Origin of the sequence: Streptomyces davaonensis JCM 4913, from assembly GCF_000349325.1 — a bacterium.
GTDB lineage: Bacteria > Actinomycetota > Actinomycetes > Streptomycetales > Streptomycetaceae > Streptomyces > Streptomyces davaonensis.
In genome coordinates this window covers 231,889-252,908 of record NC_020504.1, presented here as the reverse complement: position 1 = coordinate 252,908, position 21,020 = coordinate 231,889, and the positions used below count along the sequence as shown (strand labels likewise).

The window sequence follows — 21,020 nt, the reverse complement described above, 5'->3', positions numbered from 1 at the left end:
GGGAGGCGTCAGGCGGTCGCGCCCGGCTCCACGAGGGTGTACATGACCGAGCGATCCTGCTTGTGACGTTGGATGCGCCCCTTGGCGACCAGGGATTCGAGGGTGTTCCGTACGACCTGTGGCGTCGGGTTGCGGTCGGGGTGCTTCTTCAGGAGTTCGTCCCGCAACTCCTTCGCCGGACGCGGCTCGTCGTACTTGCCGAGCAGGTCGGTCAGAAGGTCACCGAGCAGAGGCTGGTGTGACTTTTTCGCACCGGACCTCTTCGCCGTGGTGGGCGAGTGAGTGGTCCTGGCCGACGCCGACCGCTTCGAACCACCGCCGGACGGCGCCCTCTTGGACTTCGCCACGACGGGCTCGTCCTGTGCCTGCTCGGGCAGACGCGACGCATCCGAGAAACCCTCGTACTGCTCGGCGAGATTCAGGATGCCCGCGAGGAGTCCCTCCTCCTGCTTCAACGCTGCGAGCCTGTCCGCCAACTCCTGCTGTTGCCGACGGTTCTGCTCCAGATCCGATGCGGCCTGCTCCAGGTAACGCGACCGGAGCGTGGCGGCTGATTGGCTGGTCACACCATTCCTCCCTCGATAAGCATGACGTTGCGCATGGTACCCACACCGTGGGCCCCTCGCAGATAAGTGTCAACTCCCGACCGGTCGCAGGGCAAGTTCCCTTGTCGCAACAAGGGCAAATGTGTGTCACCTCGTGAGCCGTGACCAGGGCGTCCAAGGGAGCACACCGGGCCGCCATGCCGGGGCGAGTACCTGCCCGACGGACACCTGGTCGAGGAAGTCGCGGCCCGCGTGGGGCACCTCGTCATCAGATCATGAGGACAAACGCCCGCACGAGATACATGTCGGGTCCTGACCGACACACGAGAGCCCGCGCCGCCGTAGAGGCGTCGCGGGCTCGGTGTCTCCTCGGTACTGCTCAGCCCCGCACCGTGACGGCGGCAGTGTTGTAGCCCTCCACCTCCAGCTTCGGGCGGCCGGAGGAGAGGGCGGTGGCCGGCCAGGACAGGGTGACCGTGCGGGTCTCGCCGGGCAGCAGCCACAAATAATTGTCGTCGTAGAGCGTCGGCAGGACCCGGGCGCCGTCCTCGTCGAGCAAGGACAGCCGGACCATCGCGGCCACCACGGCCCCCGGTTGCGTACCGTGGCGGTCGCTTCGTGCCACTCCCCGTGGCGCGACACCTGGGTGAGCGAGGCCGACAGTCCGGCCTGCTGGAGCTGGTTCAGGGTGCGCAGGGCTCCCGGCGTGCGGGAGCGCCAGTAGGTGTTGCGGGAGCGCACCCGGCCCCGGTCGTCGCGGAGGGTCAGTCGCAGCAGGTGCAGCTCCGGCATGTCGTCCGTGAACGGCGACGTGTACGCCTCGGCCGAGGCCGCGGGATCCACGTCGGCGCGGGCGTGCCGGGTGCTCGCGATGCGGTGCCCGGACAGGTCGTACGTCTCGGCGGAGACCCTCGCGTTCTTCAGGGCCCGCCGCATGTGATTGACCGCGATGACCTGCCACTGCACCGGGTCGGCCTGGATGTGCAGGGGCTCGCAGGCGCTCCGGCAGCCGAAGTAGGCGCCGTTGACGTCGAAGTCGTAGTCGTAGGTCTGCCAGACCGTGCTGTGCCAGGCCGGGTGGGACATCCACAGCATCACTCCGCTGGCGTTGTCCCACAGATGGGCGTTCCACGCCTCGAACATGGCCCGGAAGTTCTCGTAGTTGACGAACTGGGCCTTGCGCGTGAAGTCGTCCAGGTCGCGGGCCGTGCCGAGGCGGGTCTCGATCGCGGCCCGGTAGGTGTGTGGTGCCTGGTTCCCGCGCTCGCTCCAGTCGTGGTGGCACCAGGCGCCGCCGATCGGCGATTCGGGACCGTCCTCGCCCACCATGGCGCGGGTGCTGGCAGCGGTGGAGACGACGGGCATGCCGATCTCGGTGTGGAAGCCGAAGTGCTTGCTGCCGTAGGTCGAGGTGTCGAAGTACCGCTCCGGCTCGACCCAGCCGTAGGGACCGCCGCCGGTGACGATGTTGCCGGCGGAGTTGTTTTGGTACAGGATGCCGGGCGCCTGGCTCTGCACCGCCTCGCGCATGCCCTGGTCGATGGCGGCGGGCGGGTTGCCCTCGTTGGCGCCGCACTACACGGCCACGTTCGGGTGGATGCGATAGCGCAGCACGGTGTCGCGCGCCGCGGACAGGAACGCCTCGTGGTCGGGCGGGTCCATGCTCCAGGCGTTGGGGAAGTCGTTCCACACCATGATGCCGTGCCGGTCGCAAGCGGCGTAGAACTCTTCACGGTTGCTGCTGCCGACCCAGTTGCGGATCATCGTGAAGTGCATGGCGCGGTGCATCCGCACTGCCGCCTCCATCCGCTCGGCGGGCAGGGGTCGTCGGGAAGCGAGCGTCGGCTGTTGCGGGTGCGGCTCCCGTGATCTGACAACGTTGCCATAGGCTGTTGTGTCGGATACTTCTCTGTCAAGGCCCCTGCCGGGGATGGCTGTTCAGAAGGACGGCTGACGGGTGGGACGATGCGCCGCGAGGCGGGGCGGCTCGACAAACACGGGGTTTTCGCGCAGGATGTGTGTCACTCACACGTGTGTGCATGAGAGACGCCGGTGCACGACGACACGTATCTATCACTCCGCTGCCGCGTACCGCTGACCAGGACGGTTCAGAACACTATGGCTACCCCGCCCACGGCCGTGTCCGGGGCCGAGCTGCTCGGCACCATCATGAGGGAGCATCGGGAGGGACTTGTCTCCTACGCGGAGAAGATGCTGGGTGACCGCGGACTCGCCGAGGACATCGTCCAGGAGACCGTCATCCGGGCCTGGCGGAACATCGATCGTCTGCTGGGGACGGACGGTTCGGTCCGCAGCTGGCTCTTCACCGTGACCCGAAACCTGGTCATCGACTGGGTACGCAAGCCCCATGCGCGACGGGAAGTCGTCGGATACGCCCACAACGAGCCGGCGTACGGCGCCGAAGGTACCGAGGCGGTGCACGACGCCCTGGTCACCAGGCCCCTGTTGCACCGACTGTCTCCCGAGCAGCGAGCCGTGCTGGTCCACATCTACTTCTGCGACCGCACCATCCAGGAGACCGCCGGCATCCTCGGCGTCCCGGCCGGCACCGTCAAGAGCCGTCAGCACAACGCGCTGCGCAAGCTGCGGACGGTGGTGCGGCCCGAGGCGGCCTAGCCTGCTCGGGTCTCCGGGTGGTTCATACCGGTCAGAGGAGGAGCCCATGCGCGTCCTGGTCCCAGACGATCCCGTGTTCTTCGCGAAGTTCCAGAGCCTGGAACAACCGCTGCTCCGCCACCTCCACCGGCTGCACAGCGAGGGAGGGGACTCCGACGACGAGCGGATCGTCTCGGACGCCTACGACAGCTGGGTGCGGGTGCTGCTGAAGCTGCCGCTGTGGCACTCCGATGACGTATCCGCCGATTCCGCGGTGCCTGAGTGGCGCAGGTGCGCCCTGTACAGCGCGCGGGGCGAGCAGTTGACGAGCCTGTGCCCGATCGACCTGAACGCGGCTGACCTCGGGCAACTGGCAGCCTGTCTGGCCCTGTTCGCCGACGGCGAGAGGGCCTGGGGAGCGATCCCGGGGCAGGCCCAGGCCGAACCGGCGGACCGGGAGGAGCACCTCACCGATGCCTTCCGGCGCGTCATGGAGGTGCTGTCACTGTCGCCGCCTCAGGGTCTGCTGGGCTCACTGCGGCATGCCGTCTTGCGGGGGCCGGTCGTCCGCGTGACCCTGTCGCCGGAGCAGGAGAGGGAGTACCGGTGTTTCTGCCAGGAGATCGTGACGATTCTGAGCTCGGGCGACGCGTTCGCCCTGCGCAGCCACCGAGCCATGTATCTCTGAAACACCCCGAAACAGCGGGCGAGTTGTGGTGAACCTTTTCGGTCCGCCGTTCCGTTTCTCCTTCTGGAAGGCCCTGCCGCGGACATGCGTGGCGGGGCCGTGACGGGGCATTCGGAGTCCAGCCACGCCTTCGTGGTCCGTCCCCGTCCCCGCACTGGCGGCCCGAGTCCCCCCTCAGGGCCGCCAGTGCGGCCATGCCCGTGACACGGTCAGCGGTCCGCGTCCTTCGTGATCAGCCGGGCCAGTTGCGCCGGCACGGACAGGAAGGGCGAGTGACCGGCCGCGATCCGGTACGACCGTTCCGAGCGCGCCGTCAACTGCTCCTGCAGGCCCGGATCCACCGCCCGGTCCTGCTCGCAGACGATGAAGGTGGAGGGCACGGTCTTCCAGGCCGTCGTGGTCAGGGACTCGCTGAAGGACTTCACGGTCTGCAGCACCAGCCGGCCGACCGCGCGCCGCGCGACGTCGTCCTGGGCGTCCGCGTACAGGTGGTTCCTGGCGTCCTCGTGGGCGGGCAAAGTGCCGGTCTCGCCGCTTGGGAGGGCGCCGCCGCTCAGGCCGGACAGGGATTCGCCCTCGTCCAGCTGGAAGGCGGAGAGTTGAAGTGCTCTCCCTCGTAAACGACTCCGTTGGGAAAGTCGTGATTCGGGCGGGGCCGTGTCGTTCGTCTTGTTGATGGCTATGGTCGTTGGCGGGATGGGGGCGGGATGTCGTTGGAGTCGCGGTCGGATGACGGGGTGCCTGAGCTGACGGCTCGGGTGGTGCGGGCCTCGTTCCCGAAGGGGACCTTGGCCATCCGGATTCGTGAGGCGCTCGGTGTGCTGTTCACGGATGAAGATTTCGCCGCCGCCTTCCCCGACCGAGGCCGGCCCGCGATCTCGCCGGGAGCTCTGGCTCTGGTGTCGGTGCTGCAGTATGCCGAGGGTCTGTCCGACCGGCAGGCCGCTGACCAGGTGCGGGCCAGAATGGACTGGAAGTTTTTGCTGGGGCTGGAGCTGGATGATCCGGGGTTCGACTTCACCGTCCTGGGGGATTTCCGCTCCCGTCTGATCATGCACGGGCTGGAAGAGCGGGTCCTGGAGGCGATGCTGGCCCGGCTCTCACAGGCCGCGCTGCTGAGGGCCGGCGGTCGGCAGCGGACCGACTCCACTCATGTGCTGGCCGCGGTGCGCACGCTGAACCGGATGGAGTTCGTCGGCGAGACGCTTCGGGCGGCGCTGGAGGCGCTGGCCGCGGCAGCCCCGGACTGGCTGGCGCCGTTGATCAGCTCCGCGTGGGTGGAGCGATATGGGAACAAGGTCGACAACTACCGTTTCCCGAAGGGGGAGAACGTCCGCCGGGAATGGGCCGAGCGGGTCGGCCGGGACGGGTTCGCTCTCCTGGACGCCATTGATGGGCCGACCGCTCTGGCCTGGCTGGGTGAGGTCCCCGCAGTCCGTGTCCTGCGCCGGGCCTGGGCAGAGCAGTATCACCGGGACGGGCAGGGGGTGCGCTGGCGGGAGGGCAAGGACCTCCCGCCGGCCAGAGACAGGCTGTCCTCGCCGTATGACACCGACGCCCACTACGGCATCAAGCGCGGGGCGGGCTGGTGCGGATACAAGGTCCACCTGAGCGAGACCTGCGAGCCAACCACACCGCACCTGATCACGAACGTGGAGACCACCAACGCCACCGTCAACGACACCGAGGTCACCACAACAATCCACCAGCGCCTGGCCGGACGCGGGCTTGGGCCGCGCGAGCATGTGGTGGACGCCGGATACGTCACCGCCGCCCACATCCTGGCCGCACGTGAGGACCACGGCATCGACCTGGTCGGACCCGTCGGCGCAGATACCCACCACAACGAACGTGACCCGCAGGCACCACACCTGACCCAGGCCGCCTTCACCACGGACTGGGACGCTCGGAAGGTCACCTGCCCCCAGGGAGCCTCCAGCGTCAGCTGGTCCCAGCAGCGCAAGGCCAGCGGGACCCCGCTCGTCCGGGTGCACTTCGCGCTCGCCGACTGCGATCCTTGCCCGCTGAGACCGAGGTGCACCAAGGCAGCCAACGGCAAATGGGGCCGCAGCCTGACCCTGCTGCCCCGCGAGCAGCAGCAGATCCTCGAAGAACGACGCGCTGAGCAGCAGACCGAGGCATGGAAAGAACGCTACGACGTGCGAGCCGGGGTGGAGGGCACCATTTCCCAGGCCGTCCGCCGCACCCACCTGCGACGCACCCCCTACCGAGGCCAGAGCAAAACCCACCTCGCGAACATCCTCTCCGCCACCGCCCTCAACCTCACCCGCGTCGACGCCTGGCTGAACGACACCCCACTCGGCACCACCCGCGTCCCCCACCTCGCACGACTCACCCTCGCGGCATAACCGACCCCAGGAGCCCGCTTCGTCGATTTCCCAACGGAGTCGTAAACGAGGGAGATTCCTGCCTACCTTGCGGTGGCGGGCTTGACGCCACGGGGACGCCTGACGACTGCCCTCCCGGCAGCCGGGATGAGCGCGTGGCCCATCCGGTACAGGTGCAGGATGAGGCGACCCCGGCGGTGTGGACACACTGACAATGGATCTTGCAGATCCGAGGAAGGGTGTCCTGGTGGGACGGAAGTCTCCGTATCCGGAGGAGTTCAGGAACGACGTCGTCGCGTTGTACCGCGCGGCGGGCGGAAAGCGCACGTATGCCGCGGTCGCGGCGGACGTCGGGGTTACCGGTGAGACGCTCCGCAGCTGGGTGCGCCAGGCCGACGAACACGCCGGCCGCGATCACAGCCACGGTGATCCGACCGGTGCGAGCCGGGACGAGGAACCGGCTCGGCTGCGGGCGGAGAACGGTCGGCTGCGCAAGGCGGAGAAGGAGTGGGAGCTGGAGCGGGAGATCCTGCGCCGGGCAGCGGCCTATTTCGCCAAAGAGATGAAGTGAAGACCTGCCGCTGGGACTTCATCTCCGAGAATCGCGCTGGTTTCGGCGTGCAGCGGATATGCCGGGTCCTTCAGGTCTCGCGCTCGGGCTACTACCAGTGGCTCGCCGGCGCGAAGGCCCGCACCGTGCGGCAGGCCGCCGAGGACGAGCTTGTCGCGGAGATCCGCGAGGTCCACACCGCGCACAAGGGCACCTACGGGGTCCGCCGCGTGCATGCCGAGCTGCGGGGCTTCGGTCACATCGTCAACCGCAAGCGCGTCGAGCGCCTGATGCGCATCAACAGGATCGAGGGCCGCTACCTGCGGCGCCGCAAGCGCACGACCATCCCGGACCGCCTCGCGCCACCTGCCCCGGATCTCGTCCAACGTGACTTCTCCGCATGCCAGTTGGACGAGAAGTGGTGCGGCGACATCACATACGTGCAGGTCGGCGGCACCTGGCTGTATCTCGCCTGCGTCATCGACATCTGCTCACGCCGGGTGCTCGGCTACTCGATGGGCCACCCACATGCGCGCCGGACTGGTCATCGACGCCCTGACGATGGCCGTCGCGGCCCGTGGTGGCCGCGTGGACGGGGTGATTTTCCACGCGGACAGGGGCTCGCAATACACGTCAACCTCGTTCGCGCAGGTCTGTGACGGTTTCGGGATCCGCAGGAGCATGGGCCGGGTCGGCTCGAGCTACGACAACGCTCTGGCCGAGTCGTTCTGGCAGGGACTCAAGAGAGAGAGACGATGCACCAGAGGCTGTTCTCGACGGTGCGACAGGCGAGGCTGGAGATCTTCCAGTGGCTCACCTACTACAACGCCCGCAGGCGCCATAGTTCCCTCAACTACCTCTCACCGGTGGAGTTCGAACAGCAGCATCTGCGAGCAGATAAGCTATCGATCGCGGCATGAGCCCCTGTGTCCACACTCCGGGGGACGCCTCAGTCGACGGTCTCCACCCGCCAGCCGAGCGTGGTGAGTTCGGGAGTCAGCAGCTCCCAGCACCAGGAGCCGTGCCAGGCGCCGTGGACGAGCAGGATGACGGGATCGTTGTGGACTGCGCTGGTCATGCGGGCAGGACTTTCTCGAAAGGAACCGTGAGGGCATGCGGAAGCACGCCCGTCGTGGCTCGGGGTCGGTGGTGCTCGGGAGGGGAGGAGCGCGGAGCACATGTCTCCGACATGTGTGGAGACACCGGCTCGCTCGTCCCGCTCGCCAGCCTAGGGAGTGTGAACCCGGGGTCGCCATGTTCGGACGTCCGGCGGACTTGCCCGGGCGTCCACACCAGTAGGCTCGCGACCACCGGTTCCGGCCGCCGATCCGTGGCGGACCGCAACGCGCGTCGAGACTGGATGGGGGAGAGACGGCGTGGATCCACTGGAGGACGTCCTCGCGCTGCTGGACACGCGCGGGCATCTCTCCGCCGGCCTGATGGCGGGCGGTCGATGGGCGGTCGACTTCCCGCCGCCTCCCGGGGTGAAGTTCAACGCCGTTCGGCGCGGGAGCTGCCTGCTGGAGGTCGAGGGTGTGCCCCGGCCGATCGAGTTGTCGGCGGGCGACTGCTTCCTGCTGACCCGGAGACGCGCTTTCACGCTGCGCAGCGAGCCGGAGGTCCCGGCCGTGGCGGCAGGGCCTCTGTTCGCGAAGGCCGACGCGGGGGTGGCCCGGGCGGGGGACGGTGAGGACGTCCACACATACTGGGTGGGCGCTTCTCCTTCGGCGTGCGGGCGCAGGAACTCCTGCTCGACGGGCTCCCACCGGTGCTCCACCTGTCGGCCGGTACGGGCCGGGCCCGGACGCTGGGTTGGGTGCTCGACGCGATCGACGAGGAACTGCGGCACCGGCAGATGGGTGCCGATCTGATCGCGGAGCACCTCGCGATCGTCATGGTCGTGCAGGTGCTGCGGTCCCACCTGACCGGCGGCGAGCACACCGGCCCCGGCTGGCTCGCGGGCCTTGCGGACCCGGCGGTCGCCGCGGCGCTGGCCTGCGTGCACCGGGACCCGGCGCACTCGTGGACCGTCGCGGAACTGGCGCGCGCGGGATCGGTGTCCCGCACCGTGCTCGCCGGGCGGTTCAAGAAGGCGGTCGGCCAGAGTCCGTACGAGTACCTCACGGCCTGGCGGATCGAACTCGCGGCCAAGCAACTCCGCCAGGGCCGGGAGACCTTCACCGCCATTGCGCGCTCGGTCGGCTACGGCTCGGACAGCGCCCTGAGCACCGCCTTCAAATGGGTGATGGGTACCTCACCGCGGGCCTACCGGGAGTTCACGGAAAGCGCGCCGAACTGCTGACACCTCACGCGGTCGTGGCCGCCGCCTTCTTGCGGGCCCGGTACGCGGCGGCCTTGATCTTGTTGCCGCAGGACTCCATGCCGCACCACTCGCGTCGCATGCCCCGGGAGCGGTCGATGTAGACGCGCGTGCACTCGGGGTTGCTGCACTCCTTCATCAGGGGGACGTCCGGGCCGCTGAGGAGTTCGACGGCCTGCCGGGCGATGGTTGCCAGGGCCTGCTCGGGGGTGGCCTCGGTGTGCCGTCCCGTGTTGGTGAGCTGGGGCGTCACGGGCGTCTTGCGCGCGGCGGCGTTGACCGTGTCGAGGGCCGCCGCGTCGAACTCCTCGCCGAGACGGCGATCGGTGACGAGCCGGTAGAGGGCCTCGCGCAGGGTCGTGGCTGCTCGGACGTCGACCTCGTCGCCGGGGGTGATCGTGTCCACCAGGCCGGACTCCAGATACCAGGCATTCAGCCGCTCCGGCGTCACGAACATCTCGAACCGGGTCGAGCGCCTGGCTCGGAGGGTGGCCGCGAAGTCGAGCGCCGGGTGTCCGCACACGAATACATGGTCAAGATTCACATCACCATCTTGGCAGGTGACTCCGCCGGAGTGCAAGAAGTGCCCCGACACCAGAGGGCGCCCCGTCTGGCGGCAGGACGCCCTCTCGCGACATCGGTGCAGGTCAGGACCGGCCCTCCGCTCGATCCTGCCCAGGCTCCAGTCGGAGCTCGCGGCCCTGCCACCGTCGGCGCAGCCAGCGGTCGTGGCTGGCCACGACGATCGCGCCGGGGCCGGGGCCCAGCGTGGACTCCAGCTCGTCGCACAGCCGTGGGGAGAGGTGGTTGGTGGGCTCGTCGAGCAGGAGGAGCTGGGGCGGGCGGGCCACCAGGAGGGCCAGCGCGAGCCGGCGGCGCTGCCCGACGGACAGCTGCCCGACCGGCTTGCCCAGGTCCGCCTCGTGCATCAGGCCGAGCGAACTCAGCGGCACCTTCTCGGCCAGCTGCTCACCCAGCGACAGCTCGTAGGTGTCCCGGACCGTGCGGTCGGGCCGCTCGAACGCGGTGTCCTGGGTGAGCAGCCCCACCGTCAAACGGCGCCGCCGGTACACCTCGCCCTCGGCCTGCAGCCGTCCGGCGAGTACGGCCAGCAGCGTCGACTTGCCCGCCCCGTTGTCGCCCGTGACCAGCAGCCGGTCCGTCGCCGACAGCTCCAACCCGTCCAGCGTGAGCCGGCCGGGCACCCGCACCTCGTGCAGGGACACCAGCGGGCGCGGGCCGTCCTCGGTACGCGCCGCCAGTTCCCCGCCCGCGAACCGAAGCGGACGCGGTGGTTCGGCGACCTGACCGCGCTCCAGTTCCTCCAGCCGTCGAGTGGCGTTGCGGACCCGGCGGGAGATCTGGTTCTGCACCCGTCCGCCCCGGTGGCCGTACCCCATCTTCTCGTTGTCGGTGCGCCCCCGGTCCGGCGCCACCCGGTGCGCGCTCACGCCCGCCGAGTGGCGCAGCTGCGCCAACTCCTCCTGCTCCTCGGCGTACCGCCGCTCCCAGCGCTCCCGCTCGGCGCGCTGCTCGGACAGGTAGGCGCTGTAGTTGCCGCCGTAGCGGACCGGGCCGTGCACCGCCGGATCGAGGTCGATCAGGTCGGTGCACACGGCGTCGAGGAAGGCCCGGTCGTGGCTGGCGACCACCACGGTCCCGGGCAGCGAGCGGACCTGTTCCTCCAGGAAGGTGGCGGCGCCGTCGTCGAGGTGGTTCGTGGGCTCGTCCAGCAGCAGCGTCGACGGCCGCCTCACGAGCAGTGCGGCCAGGGCCAGTCGGCCGCGCTGTCCGCCGGAGAGCGAGCCGAGCGTGCGGTCGTGCCCGAACCCGCCGAGGCCCAGGCCGTCCAGCACCAGGGCCGCGCGGCGGTCGGCGTCCCAGGACTCGCGGTCCTGGGCCTGCTCAAGGCGCCCGCCGTAGGCGACGAGGAGTTCCTGGTGCGCGGGGTCGTCCTCCGGGACGCGGGCGAGTTCCCCGCCGAGCCGGTCCACCTCCGCGAGGTCCTCGCGGGCCTCACGCAGTGCCTCGTCCAGCACTTCGGCGATGGTGGCGTCGGCGTCGTAGGGCATCTCCTGGTGGAGGAAGCCGAGATCGGCGGGGCGGGTGACGCTTCCGGCGTCGGGGTCGTCCACGCCGGCGAGGACCCGCAGGAGGGTGGACTTGCCGACGCCGTTCTCCCCGACGAGGCCGATGCGGTGGCCGGGGGAGGCGGTCAGGGAGATGCCGTCGAGGACGCGACGGCCGCCCAGGTTGCGGACGAGGTCGTGGGCGAGCAGGGCGGGCTGGGGCATGGGAGACCGTCCAACGTGATCGGTGTACGGCCCGCCGGGCACGAAGCCTCGGACGCGGGCCACTGCACACGTCGGCGGCTCACACCTCGGGCGCTCCCGTCTCCTTGAGCTCCCCGTCGGCCAGCCGCAGCCACCGGTCGACGCCGATCGCGGCGAGGAACCGCTCGTCGTGGCTGACGACCATGAAGGCGCCCTGGTAGGAGTTGAGCGCGCTCTCCAACTGGGCCGCGCTGACCAGGTCGAGGTTGTTGGTCGGCTCGTCGAGCAGCAGCAGATGCGGGGCCGGTTCGGCGCACAGCACGCAGGCCAGGGTGGCGCGCAGACGTTCACCGCCGGACAGCACCCCGACCGGCAGGTGCGCCCGGGCACCGCGGAAGAGGAAGCGGGCGAGCAGGTTCATCCGCTCCGCCTCGGGCCGCTCGGGGGCGAAGGCGGCGAAGTTCTCCGCCACGGTGCGGTCCACGTCCAGCAGGTCCAGGCGTTGCGACAGGTAGGCGACGCGACCGTCGTTGCGTTTGATCTCCCCGCTGTCCGGGGCGAGTTCGCCGGTGATGAGTCGCATCAGGGTGGTCTTGCCCGCGCCGTTGGGCCCGGTCAGCGCGATGCGTTCGGGCCCCCGGACGGTCAGGTCGACGCCGCCTTCCGTGAAGACGGCCCTGTCCCCGAGCCGCACCTGCATGCCTTCGGCGAGGAAGAGGTTGCGGCCGGCGGGCACGTGGGTGTCGGGCAGGTCCAAGGTGATGCGCTGTTCGTTGCGCAGGGCGCGTCCGGCCTCGTCGAGACGGGCCTTGGCCTCGCTGACCCGGGCGGCGTGCATCTGCCCGGCCCGGCCGGCGGACTCCTGCGCGCCCCGCTTCATGTTCCCGGCGAAGATGCGGGGCAGCCCGGCGTTGCCGAGATTGCGGGCGGCGTTGCTCGCGCGGCGGTCGGCGCGTTCGCGGGCCTGCTGCATCTCCCGCTTTTCCCGCTTCAGCTCTTGTTCGGCGTTGCGGACGTTCTTCTCGGCCACCTCCTGCTCGGCGCGGACGGCTTCCTCGTACGCGGTGAAGTTGCCGCCGTGCAGGCGCAGTTCGTCGCTGCCGAGTTCGGCGATGCGTTCCATGCGGTCGAGCAGGGCGCGGTCGTGGCTGACCAGGAGCAGGCAGCCGGTGAAGTCCGACAGGACGTCGTAGAGCTTGTACCGCGCCTCCAGGTCGAGGTTGTTGGTGGGCTCGTCGAGGAGCAGCACGTCGGGGCGCTTGAGCAGTTGGGCGGCGAGGCCGAGCGAGACGACCTGGCCGCCGCTGAGGGTGTTCAGCCTGCGGTCCAGGGTGAGGTCGGTGAGGCCCAGGCGGTCGAGCTGGGCGCGGGTGCGCTCCTCGATGTCCCAGTCGTCGCCGATGGTGGTGAAGTGCTCCTCGCTGACGTCTCCGGACTCGACGGCGTCCAGGGCGCGGATCACTTCGGCGACGCCGACGACTTCGGCGACCGTCAGGTCCCCGGTCAGGGGCAGGCTCTGCGGGAGGTGGCCGAGTGTTCCGCTGACCGTCACCGAGCCGGTGGCGGGCTTGAGTTGACCGGCGATCAGCTTGAGCAGGGTGCTCTTTCCGGAGCCGTTGGGGGCGACCAGGCCGGTGCGGCCGGGGGGCACGGTGAAGGACAGGTCATGGAAGACGGGAGTGTCGTCGGGCCAGGCGAAGGACAGGTTTGAGCAGACGACGGCGGCGTCGGACATGGAGCGACCTCAAGGGTACGGAGGGCAGAACTCAGATCTCTGCCCTGGGCAGACATGGTGAAAAGGGGTACGACAGAACGGACCACGTCGGCAGCGCTCTCAGCGCCGGCCCGTGGCCGTCAGATCCGGATCTCACCCGGAGATGTCGTCGTCACCCACCATGTCCGCGACTCCTCGATAGACGGTTACGCCGTTGGTCAGCGTAGCACCACACCCCCCGGTCCCTTCACATGTGTGTCGACAGCCCGCGTTGACCGATCCCAGGGCCGTGTGCCATCATCGTCACCAGTTAAGCCGGTGACGGCGCTCGCTCTCTGGCGTCGTACACACGTGTGCAAGCGTCTCCCGTAGTCGCACACCGCCCGGTTCGTCCTCATCCGAAGGAGCACACTGACCATGGCAGGACAGCCGAAGCCAGGGGCCAATGGCGCACCGGTGGCACGGCGGGCGATGCTGGGCATGCTCGCCGCGGGCGCCGCGGGGCTCGCCACCGCGCCCTACCTCCAGCACGGCTGGGAGAACTTCCTCGCCGCCGCCTCCGAGGTGGACTCGACCGGGCTGACCGGACTGCTGCCCAATCCGGGCGGATTCCGGTACTACAGCGTGGTCGGCTCGGTGCCGCACAAGGACGAGACGAACTACACGCTGCGGGTCGACGGACTCGTGGACCGCCCGAAGACGTACACGCTCGGCGATCTGCGGGCGATGCCGCAGACGAGGGTCGTGCACGACGTGCTGTGCACGGACGGCTGGCGGGTGAACCAAACGCCGTTCGAGGGCGTGAAGTTGGCGGACCTCCTCGACGCCGCCGGAGTGCGTTCGCCGGGCGCGGCGATCCGCTTCACCTGCTTCGACGGCGCCTACACCGAGAGCCTCACCCTGGAACAGGCCCGCCGCTCCGACGTCCTGGTGGCCCTGAAGATGCAGGACAAGCCTGTCACCCACGCACACGGCGGACCGGTCCGCCTGTACGTGGCACCCATGTACTTCTACAAGTCGGCCAAATGGCTGTCCGGGATTTCGGTCACCGACAAGGTGATCCCGGGCTATTGGGAGGAACGCGGTTATGCGATCGACGGCTGGCTCGATGACGCCGACCGGAACGGCGACGGAGCCTGACTCCGCCGGCCGGGTGCGCCGCTTCAGCACCGCCGAGCGCATGGTCCACCGCGCCACCGGCTACCTGATGCTGCTGTGCCTGGTGTCCGCCGCATGTCTGTACATCGGTCCGCTCGCCCTGCTCGTCGGGCGGCGCCACCTGATGATCACGGTCCATGAGTGGTCGGGCATCCTGCTGCCGCTGCCCTTGCTCCTCGGGCTGCTCTCCGCCGAGTTCCGCGCGGACCTGCGCAGGCTGAACCGCTTCGCGGCCTACGACCGGCAGTGGCTGCGAGCCGTACGCAAGCGCAGGACCTCGCCCGAGGCGCGGCCGGCCGGCAAGTTCAACGCGGGACAGAAGATCTATGCGGGCTGGATCGCCGGCGCCGTGCTGGTGATGATGTTCACCGGCCTGCTGATGTGGTTCATGGGGCTGCTGCCCTTCCTCTCCCGCACCAGCGCGATCTTCGTCCACGACGTGCTGGCCTGGGCCATCACCATCGCCGTACTCGAGCACATGCGCCGGGCCTTCGAGGACCCGGAGGCGCGGCTCGGGATGCGCACCGGTTACGTAAGCCGGTCCTGGGCGCGTCGGTACCACTCGCGCTGGCTGCACGAGGAGCGCGACGAAAGCTCGGACGAGAAGTGACCCGGCGAACACCTGCCAACCGCCGAATGACCTAACACCTGCGCACCCGTTCCGCGCCGGGAGCCTGGTACACGACCGTCAACTTACTGTTGCCGGACGGCCCTTGTCTGATCAGAGTTGTACACATGTGCCGCCCTGTCGAGGCGCACACCTACTTCTTGGACGGAATCCCATGAGACGACTTCTGATTGTCCTCGCGGCCGGTGTGCCGCTGACCGCGGCGGTCTACCTGCCGACGGCGTCGGCAGGCGCCGAGACCTCCGCCGCCAAGCCGTTCAACTGCGACACGGTGACGGTGAAGGCCCCAGCCGGCACCGAGGTGGAGTCCGTGACGGCGGTCCTACGGCCGGGCGGCACCATCAAGGGCACCGGCCTGCTGGGCGGGGAGGTCACCGGCGTTCCGGCCTTCTGCGAGGTCACCACGACCATCTCCCACCCCGGCGCCGACGACCACGCCACCGTGCGGACCTGGCTGCCCGAGCAGGGCTGGAACGGCCGCTTCCAGGGGCTCGGTGGCGCCGCCTACCGCGCCGGGGACAACGGCGTCGATCTGGCCACCGCGGTCAAGAACGGCTACGCGGCGACCACCACCGACGCCGGCGTCGGAGACGTCCTTGACACCGCCTGGGCACTGAACGGCGCGGGACAGGTCGACACCGCCCTGCTGAAGAACTTCGCCTCCCGCTCCCAGCACGAGGCGGCCGTGGTCGGCAAGCAGGTCGTCGACGCGGTCTACGGCAGGCACGCCGCCTACTCGTACTTCACCGGCTGCTCCACCGGCGGACGCCAGGGCTACATGGAGGCCCAGCGCTACCCCGACGACTACGACGGCATCCTCGCCGACGCGCCCGCCATCAGCTGGGCCAAGTACGAGGTAGCCACCCTGTGGCCGCAGGTCGTCATGAACAACGAGAAGACCTATCCGACCAGTTGCGAGCTGGACGCCTTCACCAACGCCGCCGTCAAGGCCTGCGACACACTCGACGGCGCCAGGGACGGCCTCGTCAACGACGCCTCCCGGTGCGACTTCGACCCCCGTCGGCTGATCGGCACCAAGCTCGTGTGCAACGGCGAGGAGGTGACCATCACGGCGGCCGACGCGGCCGTGGTGCGCAAGATCTGGGACGGCCCGCGCACCGTCACCGGCAAGAAGCTCTGGCCCGGTGTCCCGGTCGGAGCCGACCTGAAGGGCCTGGCCTCCAGCGCGCCCGACACCGACGGAGTCATCAAGGGCGCTCCCTTCCCGGTGCCGGCCGCCTGGCTGTCGTACTGGGTGAAGAAGGACCCGTCCTTCGACCTCTCCACGGTCACCTACAGCCAGTTCACCCAGCTCTTCAAGCAGTCCCAGGCCGAGTACGGCGAGATCATCGGCACGGACGACCCGGACCTGTCCGCCTTCCGCGAGTCCGGCGGAAAGCTCCTGACCTGGCACGGTCAGGCCGACGAGTTCATCCCGACCCAGGGCACCGCGGACTACCGCGAGCGGGTCGAGCGGACGATGGGCGGCGCCAAGAACGTCGATGACTTCTACCGTCTCTTCCTGGCCCCCGGCACCAACCACTGCGGTCTCAACGGCCAGGACGGTTCGGCCGACGGCCTCGCCGCCCTGACCGCCTGGGTCGAGCACGGCAAGGCGCCCAAGACGCTGACCGCCACCCTCGTCAACGCCGACGGCGAGCAGTTCGCCCGCAACCTGTGCAGCTACCCCAAGGTGTCCCGCTACCAGGGCTACGGCGACCTGGACGCCGCCGCCAGTTTCCGCTGCGTCTCCCCGTCCCGGCACTGACCGGGCCGCCGACGCCCCTGACCTGAGAGAGGCCGAATCATCATGAGCACCCGGACCACGACGCCGTCGGAGCCCGCGCTGACGGACGGACGCTCCTCCCTGCTGAGGCTGTACCTGGGCCGAGGCGTCCTCGCCGTGGCATGGGCCCTGGCCTTCGCCGGCGCCCACGAGGACGTCGACGCGGTGGCGATCACCCTGCTGGTCGCGTATCCGCTGATCGACGCGGTGTCCTCGTTCATCGACCACCGTGCCCTCCCCGACGGCTCGGAGCGCCGGGTCACCGCGTTCAACGGGGTGCTGAGCACCCTCGCCGCCGTCGCGGTCGGCGTCGCCGGGGCCGGCGGTGTGGCGCCGGTGCTGCATGTGTTCGGCGCCTGGGCCGTCGTCTCCGGCGCGGCCCAGGTGCTGGTGGGGCTCCGGCGGCGCGGCCCCGAACTGGGCAAGCAGTGGCCGATGCTGATCGCGGGCGGCCTGTCCTTCCTCGTCGGCGTCTTCTACAACATCCAGGCCGCGGGCGACGATCCCTCGCTCGACGTGCTGTCGGTCTACGCGACCGGCGGCGGGGTGTTCTTCATCGCCCAGGCCGCGCTGCTGGGCTGGAAGACCCGCCAACTGCGCACCCGCACTGTCTGATCCCCGTACCCCTTCCGGAGCCGTCCCGGCCCGCGCCCCGTGGCGCGGGCCGGGACTTCGTGCTGTGCGGGCCGGGGTCCTGCGGCGGTCAGGCGAGGCGGTAGCGCACCGGAAGGGATCGCACGCCGCGGATGATGCCCGAACCGATCCACTCCAACGAGTCCACCGGCACCGCGAGTTCCAGCTCGGGGACGCGGGACAGCAGGGTCCGCAGTCCGATGGCCGTCTCCAGCCGGGCCAGCGGGGCGCCCAGGCAGTGATGGATGCCGTGCCCGAAGGCCAAGTGACGGGCTCCGGGCCGGCTCACGTCGAGGACGGAGGGGTCGGTGTCCTCGGCCTGCGGGGCGTCGTGCCCGGCCGAACCGAGGGCTACGACGACGATACCGCCCCGGGGGATGCGCACTCCGCCCAGTTCCAGGTCGTACGCGGCGTAGCGGCTTGTGGAGCGCTCGACGGAGGTGTCGTAGCGCAGGAACTCCTCCACCGCGCCCGGCAACAGCTCCGGCCGCTCGCGCAACCGCCTGAGCTGGTCGGGGTGGCGCAGCAAGGCGAGGGTGGCGTTGCCGAGCAGGTTCACGGTGCTCTCGTGGCCCGCGACGACGAGCATCATGGCGGTACCCACCAGTTCCTCCTCGGACAGTCGTCCGTCCTGTTCGTCGCGGACGCCGACGAGGGCGGAGAGCAGATCGTCGCGGGGGTCACGCCGCTTGGCCGCGATCAGGTCGGCCAGCAGCGCGTGCAGTCCGGCCAGCGCGGGGCGGTGCTCGGGCGAGGCGACCTGCAGGGCGTAGCTCGACCAGCGGCGGAAGTCCGCGTGGTGCTCCTCGGGGATGCCGAAGAGTTCGGCGATCACGGTGGTGGGCAGCGGCGCGTTGAACGCCTCGACGAGGTCGGTCTCACCGGCGGCCGGCAGGGCGTCGATCAGGTCGTGGGCGATCTGTTCGACGCGCGGGGCCAGTTCGGCCGTGCGGCGCGCGGTGAACGCGGCCGAGGCCAGCCGGCGCAGGCGGCCGTGCTCGGGCGGATCGGCCTCGAGCATCTGCGCGCCCAGCCCCACCGACGGCTTGTTGAGGACGTATCCGGCGGCGGTCAGGGCCTCGGCGGCGGGCGTGGAGTCCTTGAGGAGACCCGGATGGGTCAGGGCCTCTCGGGCCAGGTCGTAGCCGACGACCACCCAGCCCCGCAGACCGAGGTGGAAGTGGGCTGGGTGGATCGGGCCGCGGTCCCGCAGCCGGGCGTACTGCCCGGGGGCGTCCGCCTTGAAGGCCGGACCCAGGTTCACTCGGCCGTCCTCGTACAGGCACTGCTCGTGGGGGCTCATGGGACGTGTCTCCCGTTCTGGCGGTCGTGTGGTGTCCGGGGGATGTCCGAGCGGCGCCCCCGGGCCCTTCGTCATGGCAACGAGCCAGGTCCGGTGAGGAGTTCGCAGACGCACGGAAAAACGCGACAGGGGCATGCGCGGTGCGCATGCCCCTGTCGCGTCGGAAGACTTCAGCTGTCGCTGTTGAAGATGGTCAGCACCCGCAGCACTTCCAAGTAGATCCACACCAGGGTCATGGTGAGCCCGAAAGCGGCCAGCCAGGCTTCCTCGCGCGGGGCGCCGTAGGCGACGGCGTCCTCGACCTGTTTGAAGTCCAGGGCGAGGAAGGCCGCGCCGAGCACGATGCCGAGGGCACCGAAGGCGATGCCGAGGCCGCCGCTGTGGAAGCCGAGGCCGTGGCCCGCGCCGAACCCGGAGAAGAGGAGGTCGGCGAAGAGGAGCAGCAGGAATCCGGTCGCGGCGGCGACGACGAATCCGGCGAAGCGCTGGGTGACCCGGATCCAGCGCATGCGGTAGGCGAGGAGCGTGCCCGCGGACACCGCGAAGGTGCCGAGTACGGCTTGGACGACCACGCCGGGAGCGAGGTAGCTCGACACCGTGCTGGACAGCACTCCCAGGAACACGCCCTCGAACGCCGCGTACCCGAGGATCAGCGCCGGAGCCGGCGCCCGCCGGAACGCCTGGACCAGGGACAGGACGACGGCGGCGAGACCGCCGCCCAGGGCGACGCCGTAGGACCGGCCGAGGTTCGCCTCGTCGACGGGCAACAGGAGCCAGGACAGCACGGCGGTCAGGGCTACGGCGCCGAGGGTCGTCGCGGTGCGGACGACGACGTCGTCCATGGTCACCGTGGTCGAGCCGGCGGGCTTGTCCGTGTCGGCGGGGGAGCCGTAGGGGTTGGTCGGGTAGTCGTCGGTCGGCTGAGCGCCGACAGTGGCGCGCACCGGCTCGCGCTGGTACGTGCCCGCCGGGCCCGCGCCGCGGGCGGCGCTCCAGCGGGAGAAGATCGGGTTGCTGGTCCTCACGTCGTTCCTCCTCGTCCGCCGCGATCGCGGCCCATGGCAAGTGTTTGTCGTCGGGCGCCGGGTGGCGGCATACGTGTGCCAGCGGTCGGCCACTCTGGCCGATGCGGCAACCTCTTGCGTCACCACTCTGGCAGGTGACGCAAGGGGAAGCAAGTCCGGCCGGACGGGCGGTCACTCGGATGGCGTTCCCGGCGCGTCGTCGAGCAGTTCCCTGAGGAAGCCGTCCCAGTCGAGGCCGTCCATCTCCCTTTCGGCCGGGACGATCCGGTAGGTGGCGTCCAGCCACTGCGTCAGCGGGCCGGTGGGCAGCTCGAACAGGGCCTCCACCTCCTCGGACTCCAGCAGCAGCCATGACGTGGGCCGCTCTGAGGGGAGCGTCGGCCACATCCGCACATCGGCGGAACCGCTCATCGACGACACGCCGCGGTACAGGAGTTCACGGCCGATGTGCCAGAAGAGGCTGGGCCCTCGGTCCGCCAGGAACTCGACCGTGACCACCGCGGCCATGTCCGGGTCGAACCGGAACCTCGCCCGCATCGGCAGCCGCGTGAACTCGTCGAGCAACTGGTCGATGTCCAGCAGTAGCGACGGCACGAGCTCCGGCGCCGAACGCGCCCGCAGTGGTGAGTGATCACGGTGCATGACAGGGGTTCCCCTCCGTGGGACGAGGTGTGTGTCTCACTCTCCGCGGGGAACGCAACCCGCACATCGGTCAGTTGACGGTCAAAGGGCTGGGCCGCGCACGGCGGTCGACGGCCCCGGGATCTGCCATGCGCACCATGGGGTGACTGCCGTAAGTCAATGTGCTGGGCACGACGAAGCCCCGCCGGCGGCCGAGGCGGTCGGAAGGCCACGAGCGGGGCTGTGTGTGAGGCGGATGACGGGTGCCTGATGGTCGATGTCTGTACGTCACGCGCTCTGCAACGGACCAGCGAAGGACTTGCGCAGGGATGACGGGGCGACGAGGGGGAGGAGCGAGGCGAGCATCTTGCCCTTCAGTGTGCCTGGCCGGCGCGTGAGTTCGACGTCGACCCGGGTGCCGTCGCCCTCGGGGGTCATCCGGAACACCCAGCCGCCGCCGGGCCCGAACAGCTTGGAGTCGAGGGTGGTGACGGTGACCGTGTCCCCGGACGGCTCCCATTCGTAGCGGGCCCGCTCCCAGGCGGCGGCGGTGCCTTCGGTGACCTCGGCCCAGGTGTCGCCGAGCTCGTGCACCTCGAAGTGTTCGGCGTCGATCGTGGGCCAGGACTGTGCGCGCGAAGGGCTGAAGTCCGTCAGCACCGCCAGCACATCCTTCTGGCTGAGCCGGGAGACGAGATCGAACCGTACGACTGTCATGGGTTTTCCTCACTGCGAAGTAACTGCTCTGACTGGTGACGCGAGATTCGCAGGGATCGGTGTCACCTGTCAAGACGGTTACTTTTCTGTGGGTC

At 69.7% G+C, this 21,020-nt stretch carries 18 protein-coding genes and 4 pseudogenes; 10 read left to right on the top strand and 12 right to left on the bottom strand.

Annotation, left to right across the window (positions count from 1 at the left end; genetic code table 11):
- Positions 1-8: 8 nt before the first annotated feature.
- From BN159_RS01105 to BN159_RS01100, 3 genes and pseudogenes are all read right to left on the bottom strand, one after another.
- Positions 9-566, bottom strand: coding sequence for a hypothetical protein (locus tag BN159_RS01105; protein ID WP_015655019.1), 558 nt, complete (start codon positions 564-566; stop codon positions 9-11).
- A gap of 153 nt (positions 567-719) precedes the next feature.
- A pseudogene (locus BN159_RS46730) lies at positions 720-809 on the bottom strand (MBL fold metallo-hydrolase); the annotation flags it as partial.
- A 115-nt stretch (positions 810-924) separates the two neighbouring features.
- Positions 925-2,372, bottom strand: a pseudogene (locus BN159_RS01100) (glycoside hydrolase family 2 protein); the annotation flags it as partial.
- Between the two features lie 291 nt (positions 2,373-2,663).
- On the opposite strand from BN159_RS01100, the gene BN159_RS01095 reads away from it, so the two are divergent.
- Together BN159_RS01095 and BN159_RS01090 are read left to right on the top strand one after the other, a co-directional pair.
- Positions 2,664-3,182: a sigma-70 family RNA polymerase sigma factor gene (locus BN159_RS01095; RefSeq protein WP_231905552.1), complete on the top strand. Its 519-nt coding sequence runs from the start codon at positions 2,664-2,666 to the stop codon at positions 3,180-3,182.
- Positions 3,183-3,228: 46 nt separating this feature from the next.
- On the top strand, positions 3,229-3,849 hold the full coding sequence (locus tag BN159_RS01090) for a hypothetical protein (RefSeq protein WP_015655015.1): 621 nt from the start codon (positions 3,229-3,231) through the stop codon (positions 3,847-3,849).
- A 209-nt stretch (positions 3,850-4,058) separates the two neighbouring features.
- On the opposite strand, the gene BN159_RS01085 is transcribed toward BN159_RS01090, so the two are convergent.
- Positions 4,059-4,367, bottom strand: a complete 309-nt coding sequence (locus tag BN159_RS01085) for an alpha/beta fold hydrolase (protein WP_015655014.1) — start codon at positions 4,365-4,367, stop codon at positions 4,059-4,061.
- Positions 4,368-4,556: 189 nt separating this feature from the next.
- Between BN159_RS01085 and BN159_RS01080 the strand changes: the two genes are divergently transcribed.
- On the top strand, positions 4,557-6,218 hold the full coding sequence (locus tag BN159_RS01080; protein ID WP_015655013.1) for an IS1182 family transposase: 1,662 nt from the start codon (positions 4,557-4,559) through the stop codon (positions 6,216-6,218).
- Between the two features lie 226 nt (positions 6,219-6,444).
- Positions 6,445-7,667, top strand: a pseudogene (locus BN159_RS43395) (IS3 family transposase).
- 29 nt (positions 7,668-7,696) lie between these two features.
- Here the strand turns inward: BN159_RS43395 and BN159_RS47365 are convergent.
- Positions 7,697-7,825: a hypothetical protein gene (locus BN159_RS47365; protein ID WP_269450979.1), complete on the bottom strand. Its 129-nt coding sequence runs from the start codon at positions 7,823-7,825 to the stop codon at positions 7,697-7,699.
- A gap of 361 nt (positions 7,826-8,186) precedes the next feature.
- Between BN159_RS47365 and BN159_RS47630 the strand changes: the two are divergent.
- Both BN159_RS47630 and BN159_RS46720 read left to right on the top strand, forming a co-directional pair.
- Positions 8,187-8,611: pseudogene (locus tag BN159_RS47630) on the top strand (cupin domain-containing protein); the annotation flags it as partial.
- Positions 8,603-9,049, top strand: coding sequence for a helix-turn-helix transcriptional regulator (locus tag BN159_RS46720; RefSeq protein WP_408055028.1), 447 nt, complete (start codon positions 8,603-8,605; stop codon positions 9,047-9,049). The pseudogene BN159_RS47630 and the gene BN159_RS46720, both read left to right, overlap by 9 nt.
- A gap of 4 nt (positions 9,050-9,053) precedes the next feature.
- On the opposite strand, the gene BN159_RS01055 is transcribed toward BN159_RS46720, so the two are convergent.
- The 3 genes from BN159_RS01055 to abc-f all read right to left on the bottom strand — a co-directional run bounded on the left by BN159_RS01055 (position 9,054) and on the right by abc-f (position 13,075).
- Positions 9,054-9,611: a CGNR zinc finger domain-containing protein gene (locus tag BN159_RS01055; protein ID WP_041818689.1), complete on the bottom strand. Its 558-nt coding sequence runs from the start codon at positions 9,609-9,611 to the stop codon at positions 9,054-9,056.
- Between the two features lie 103 nt (positions 9,612-9,714).
- Entirely contained in the window at positions 9,715-11,361 is a 1,647-nt protein-coding gene (locus tag BN159_RS01050) for an ABC-F family ATP-binding cassette domain-containing protein (RefSeq protein ID WP_015655006.1), read from the bottom strand.
- 79 nt (positions 11,362-11,440) lie between these two features.
- Positions 11,441-13,075: a ribosomal protection-like ABC-F family protein gene (gene abc-f, locus BN159_RS01045; RefSeq protein ID WP_015655005.1), complete on the bottom strand. Its 1,635-nt coding sequence runs from the start codon at positions 13,073-13,075 to the stop codon at positions 11,441-11,443.
- A 396-nt stretch (positions 13,076-13,471) separates the two neighbouring features.
- On the opposite strand from abc-f, the gene BN159_RS01040 reads away from it, so the two are divergent.
- From BN159_RS01040 to BN159_RS01025, 4 genes are all read left to right on the top strand, one after another.
- Positions 13,472-14,194, top strand: a complete 723-nt coding sequence (locus tag BN159_RS01040) for a molybdopterin-dependent oxidoreductase (protein ID WP_015655004.1) — start codon at positions 13,472-13,474, stop codon at positions 14,192-14,194.
- On the top strand, positions 14,142-14,822 hold the full coding sequence (locus BN159_RS01035) for a cytochrome b/b6 domain-containing protein (protein WP_015655003.1): 681 nt from the start codon (positions 14,142-14,144) through the stop codon (positions 14,820-14,822). The genes BN159_RS01040 and BN159_RS01035 overlap by 53 nt, the downstream gene beginning before the upstream one ends.
- 172 nt (positions 14,823-14,994) lie before the next feature.
- Positions 14,995-16,608, top strand: coding sequence for a tannase/feruloyl esterase family alpha/beta hydrolase (locus BN159_RS01030; RefSeq protein ID WP_015655002.1), 1,614 nt, complete (start codon positions 14,995-14,997; stop codon positions 16,606-16,608).
- Between the two features lie 42 nt (positions 16,609-16,650).
- Positions 16,651-17,241 carry a hypothetical protein gene (locus tag BN159_RS01025; protein ID WP_015655001.1) on the top strand — a complete coding sequence of 197 codons (591 nt, stop codon included), beginning with the start codon at positions 16,651-16,653 and terminating at the stop codon, positions 17,239-17,241.
- 88 nt (positions 17,242-17,329) lie between these two features.
- On the opposite strand, the gene BN159_RS01020 is transcribed toward BN159_RS01025, so the two are convergent.
- The 4 genes from BN159_RS01020 to BN159_RS01005 form a co-directional block, all read right to left on the bottom strand.
- The gene (locus BN159_RS01020) at positions 17,330-18,562 is read right to left on the bottom strand and encodes a cytochrome P450 family protein (RefSeq protein WP_015655000.1); all 1,233 of its coding nucleotides are present in this window, start codon (positions 18,560-18,562) and stop codon (positions 17,330-17,332) included.
- A 170-nt stretch (positions 18,563-18,732) separates the two neighbouring features.
- Complete coding sequence (locus BN159_RS01015; protein WP_015654999.1) at positions 18,733-19,587, bottom strand: Bax inhibitor-1/YccA family protein; 855 nt, start codon at positions 19,585-19,587, stop codon at positions 18,733-18,735.
- 171 nt (positions 19,588-19,758) lie between these two features.
- Complete coding sequence (locus BN159_RS01010) at positions 19,759-20,229, bottom strand: SsgA family sporulation/cell division regulator (protein WP_015654998.1); 471 nt, start codon at positions 20,227-20,229, stop codon at positions 19,759-19,761.
- Between the two features lie 267 nt (positions 20,230-20,496).
- Positions 20,497-20,925 carry an SRPBCC family protein gene (locus tag BN159_RS01005; protein WP_015654997.1) on the bottom strand — a complete coding sequence of 143 codons (429 nt, stop codon included), beginning with the start codon at positions 20,923-20,925 and terminating at the stop codon, positions 20,497-20,499.
- Positions 20,926-21,020: the final 95 nt, after the last annotated feature.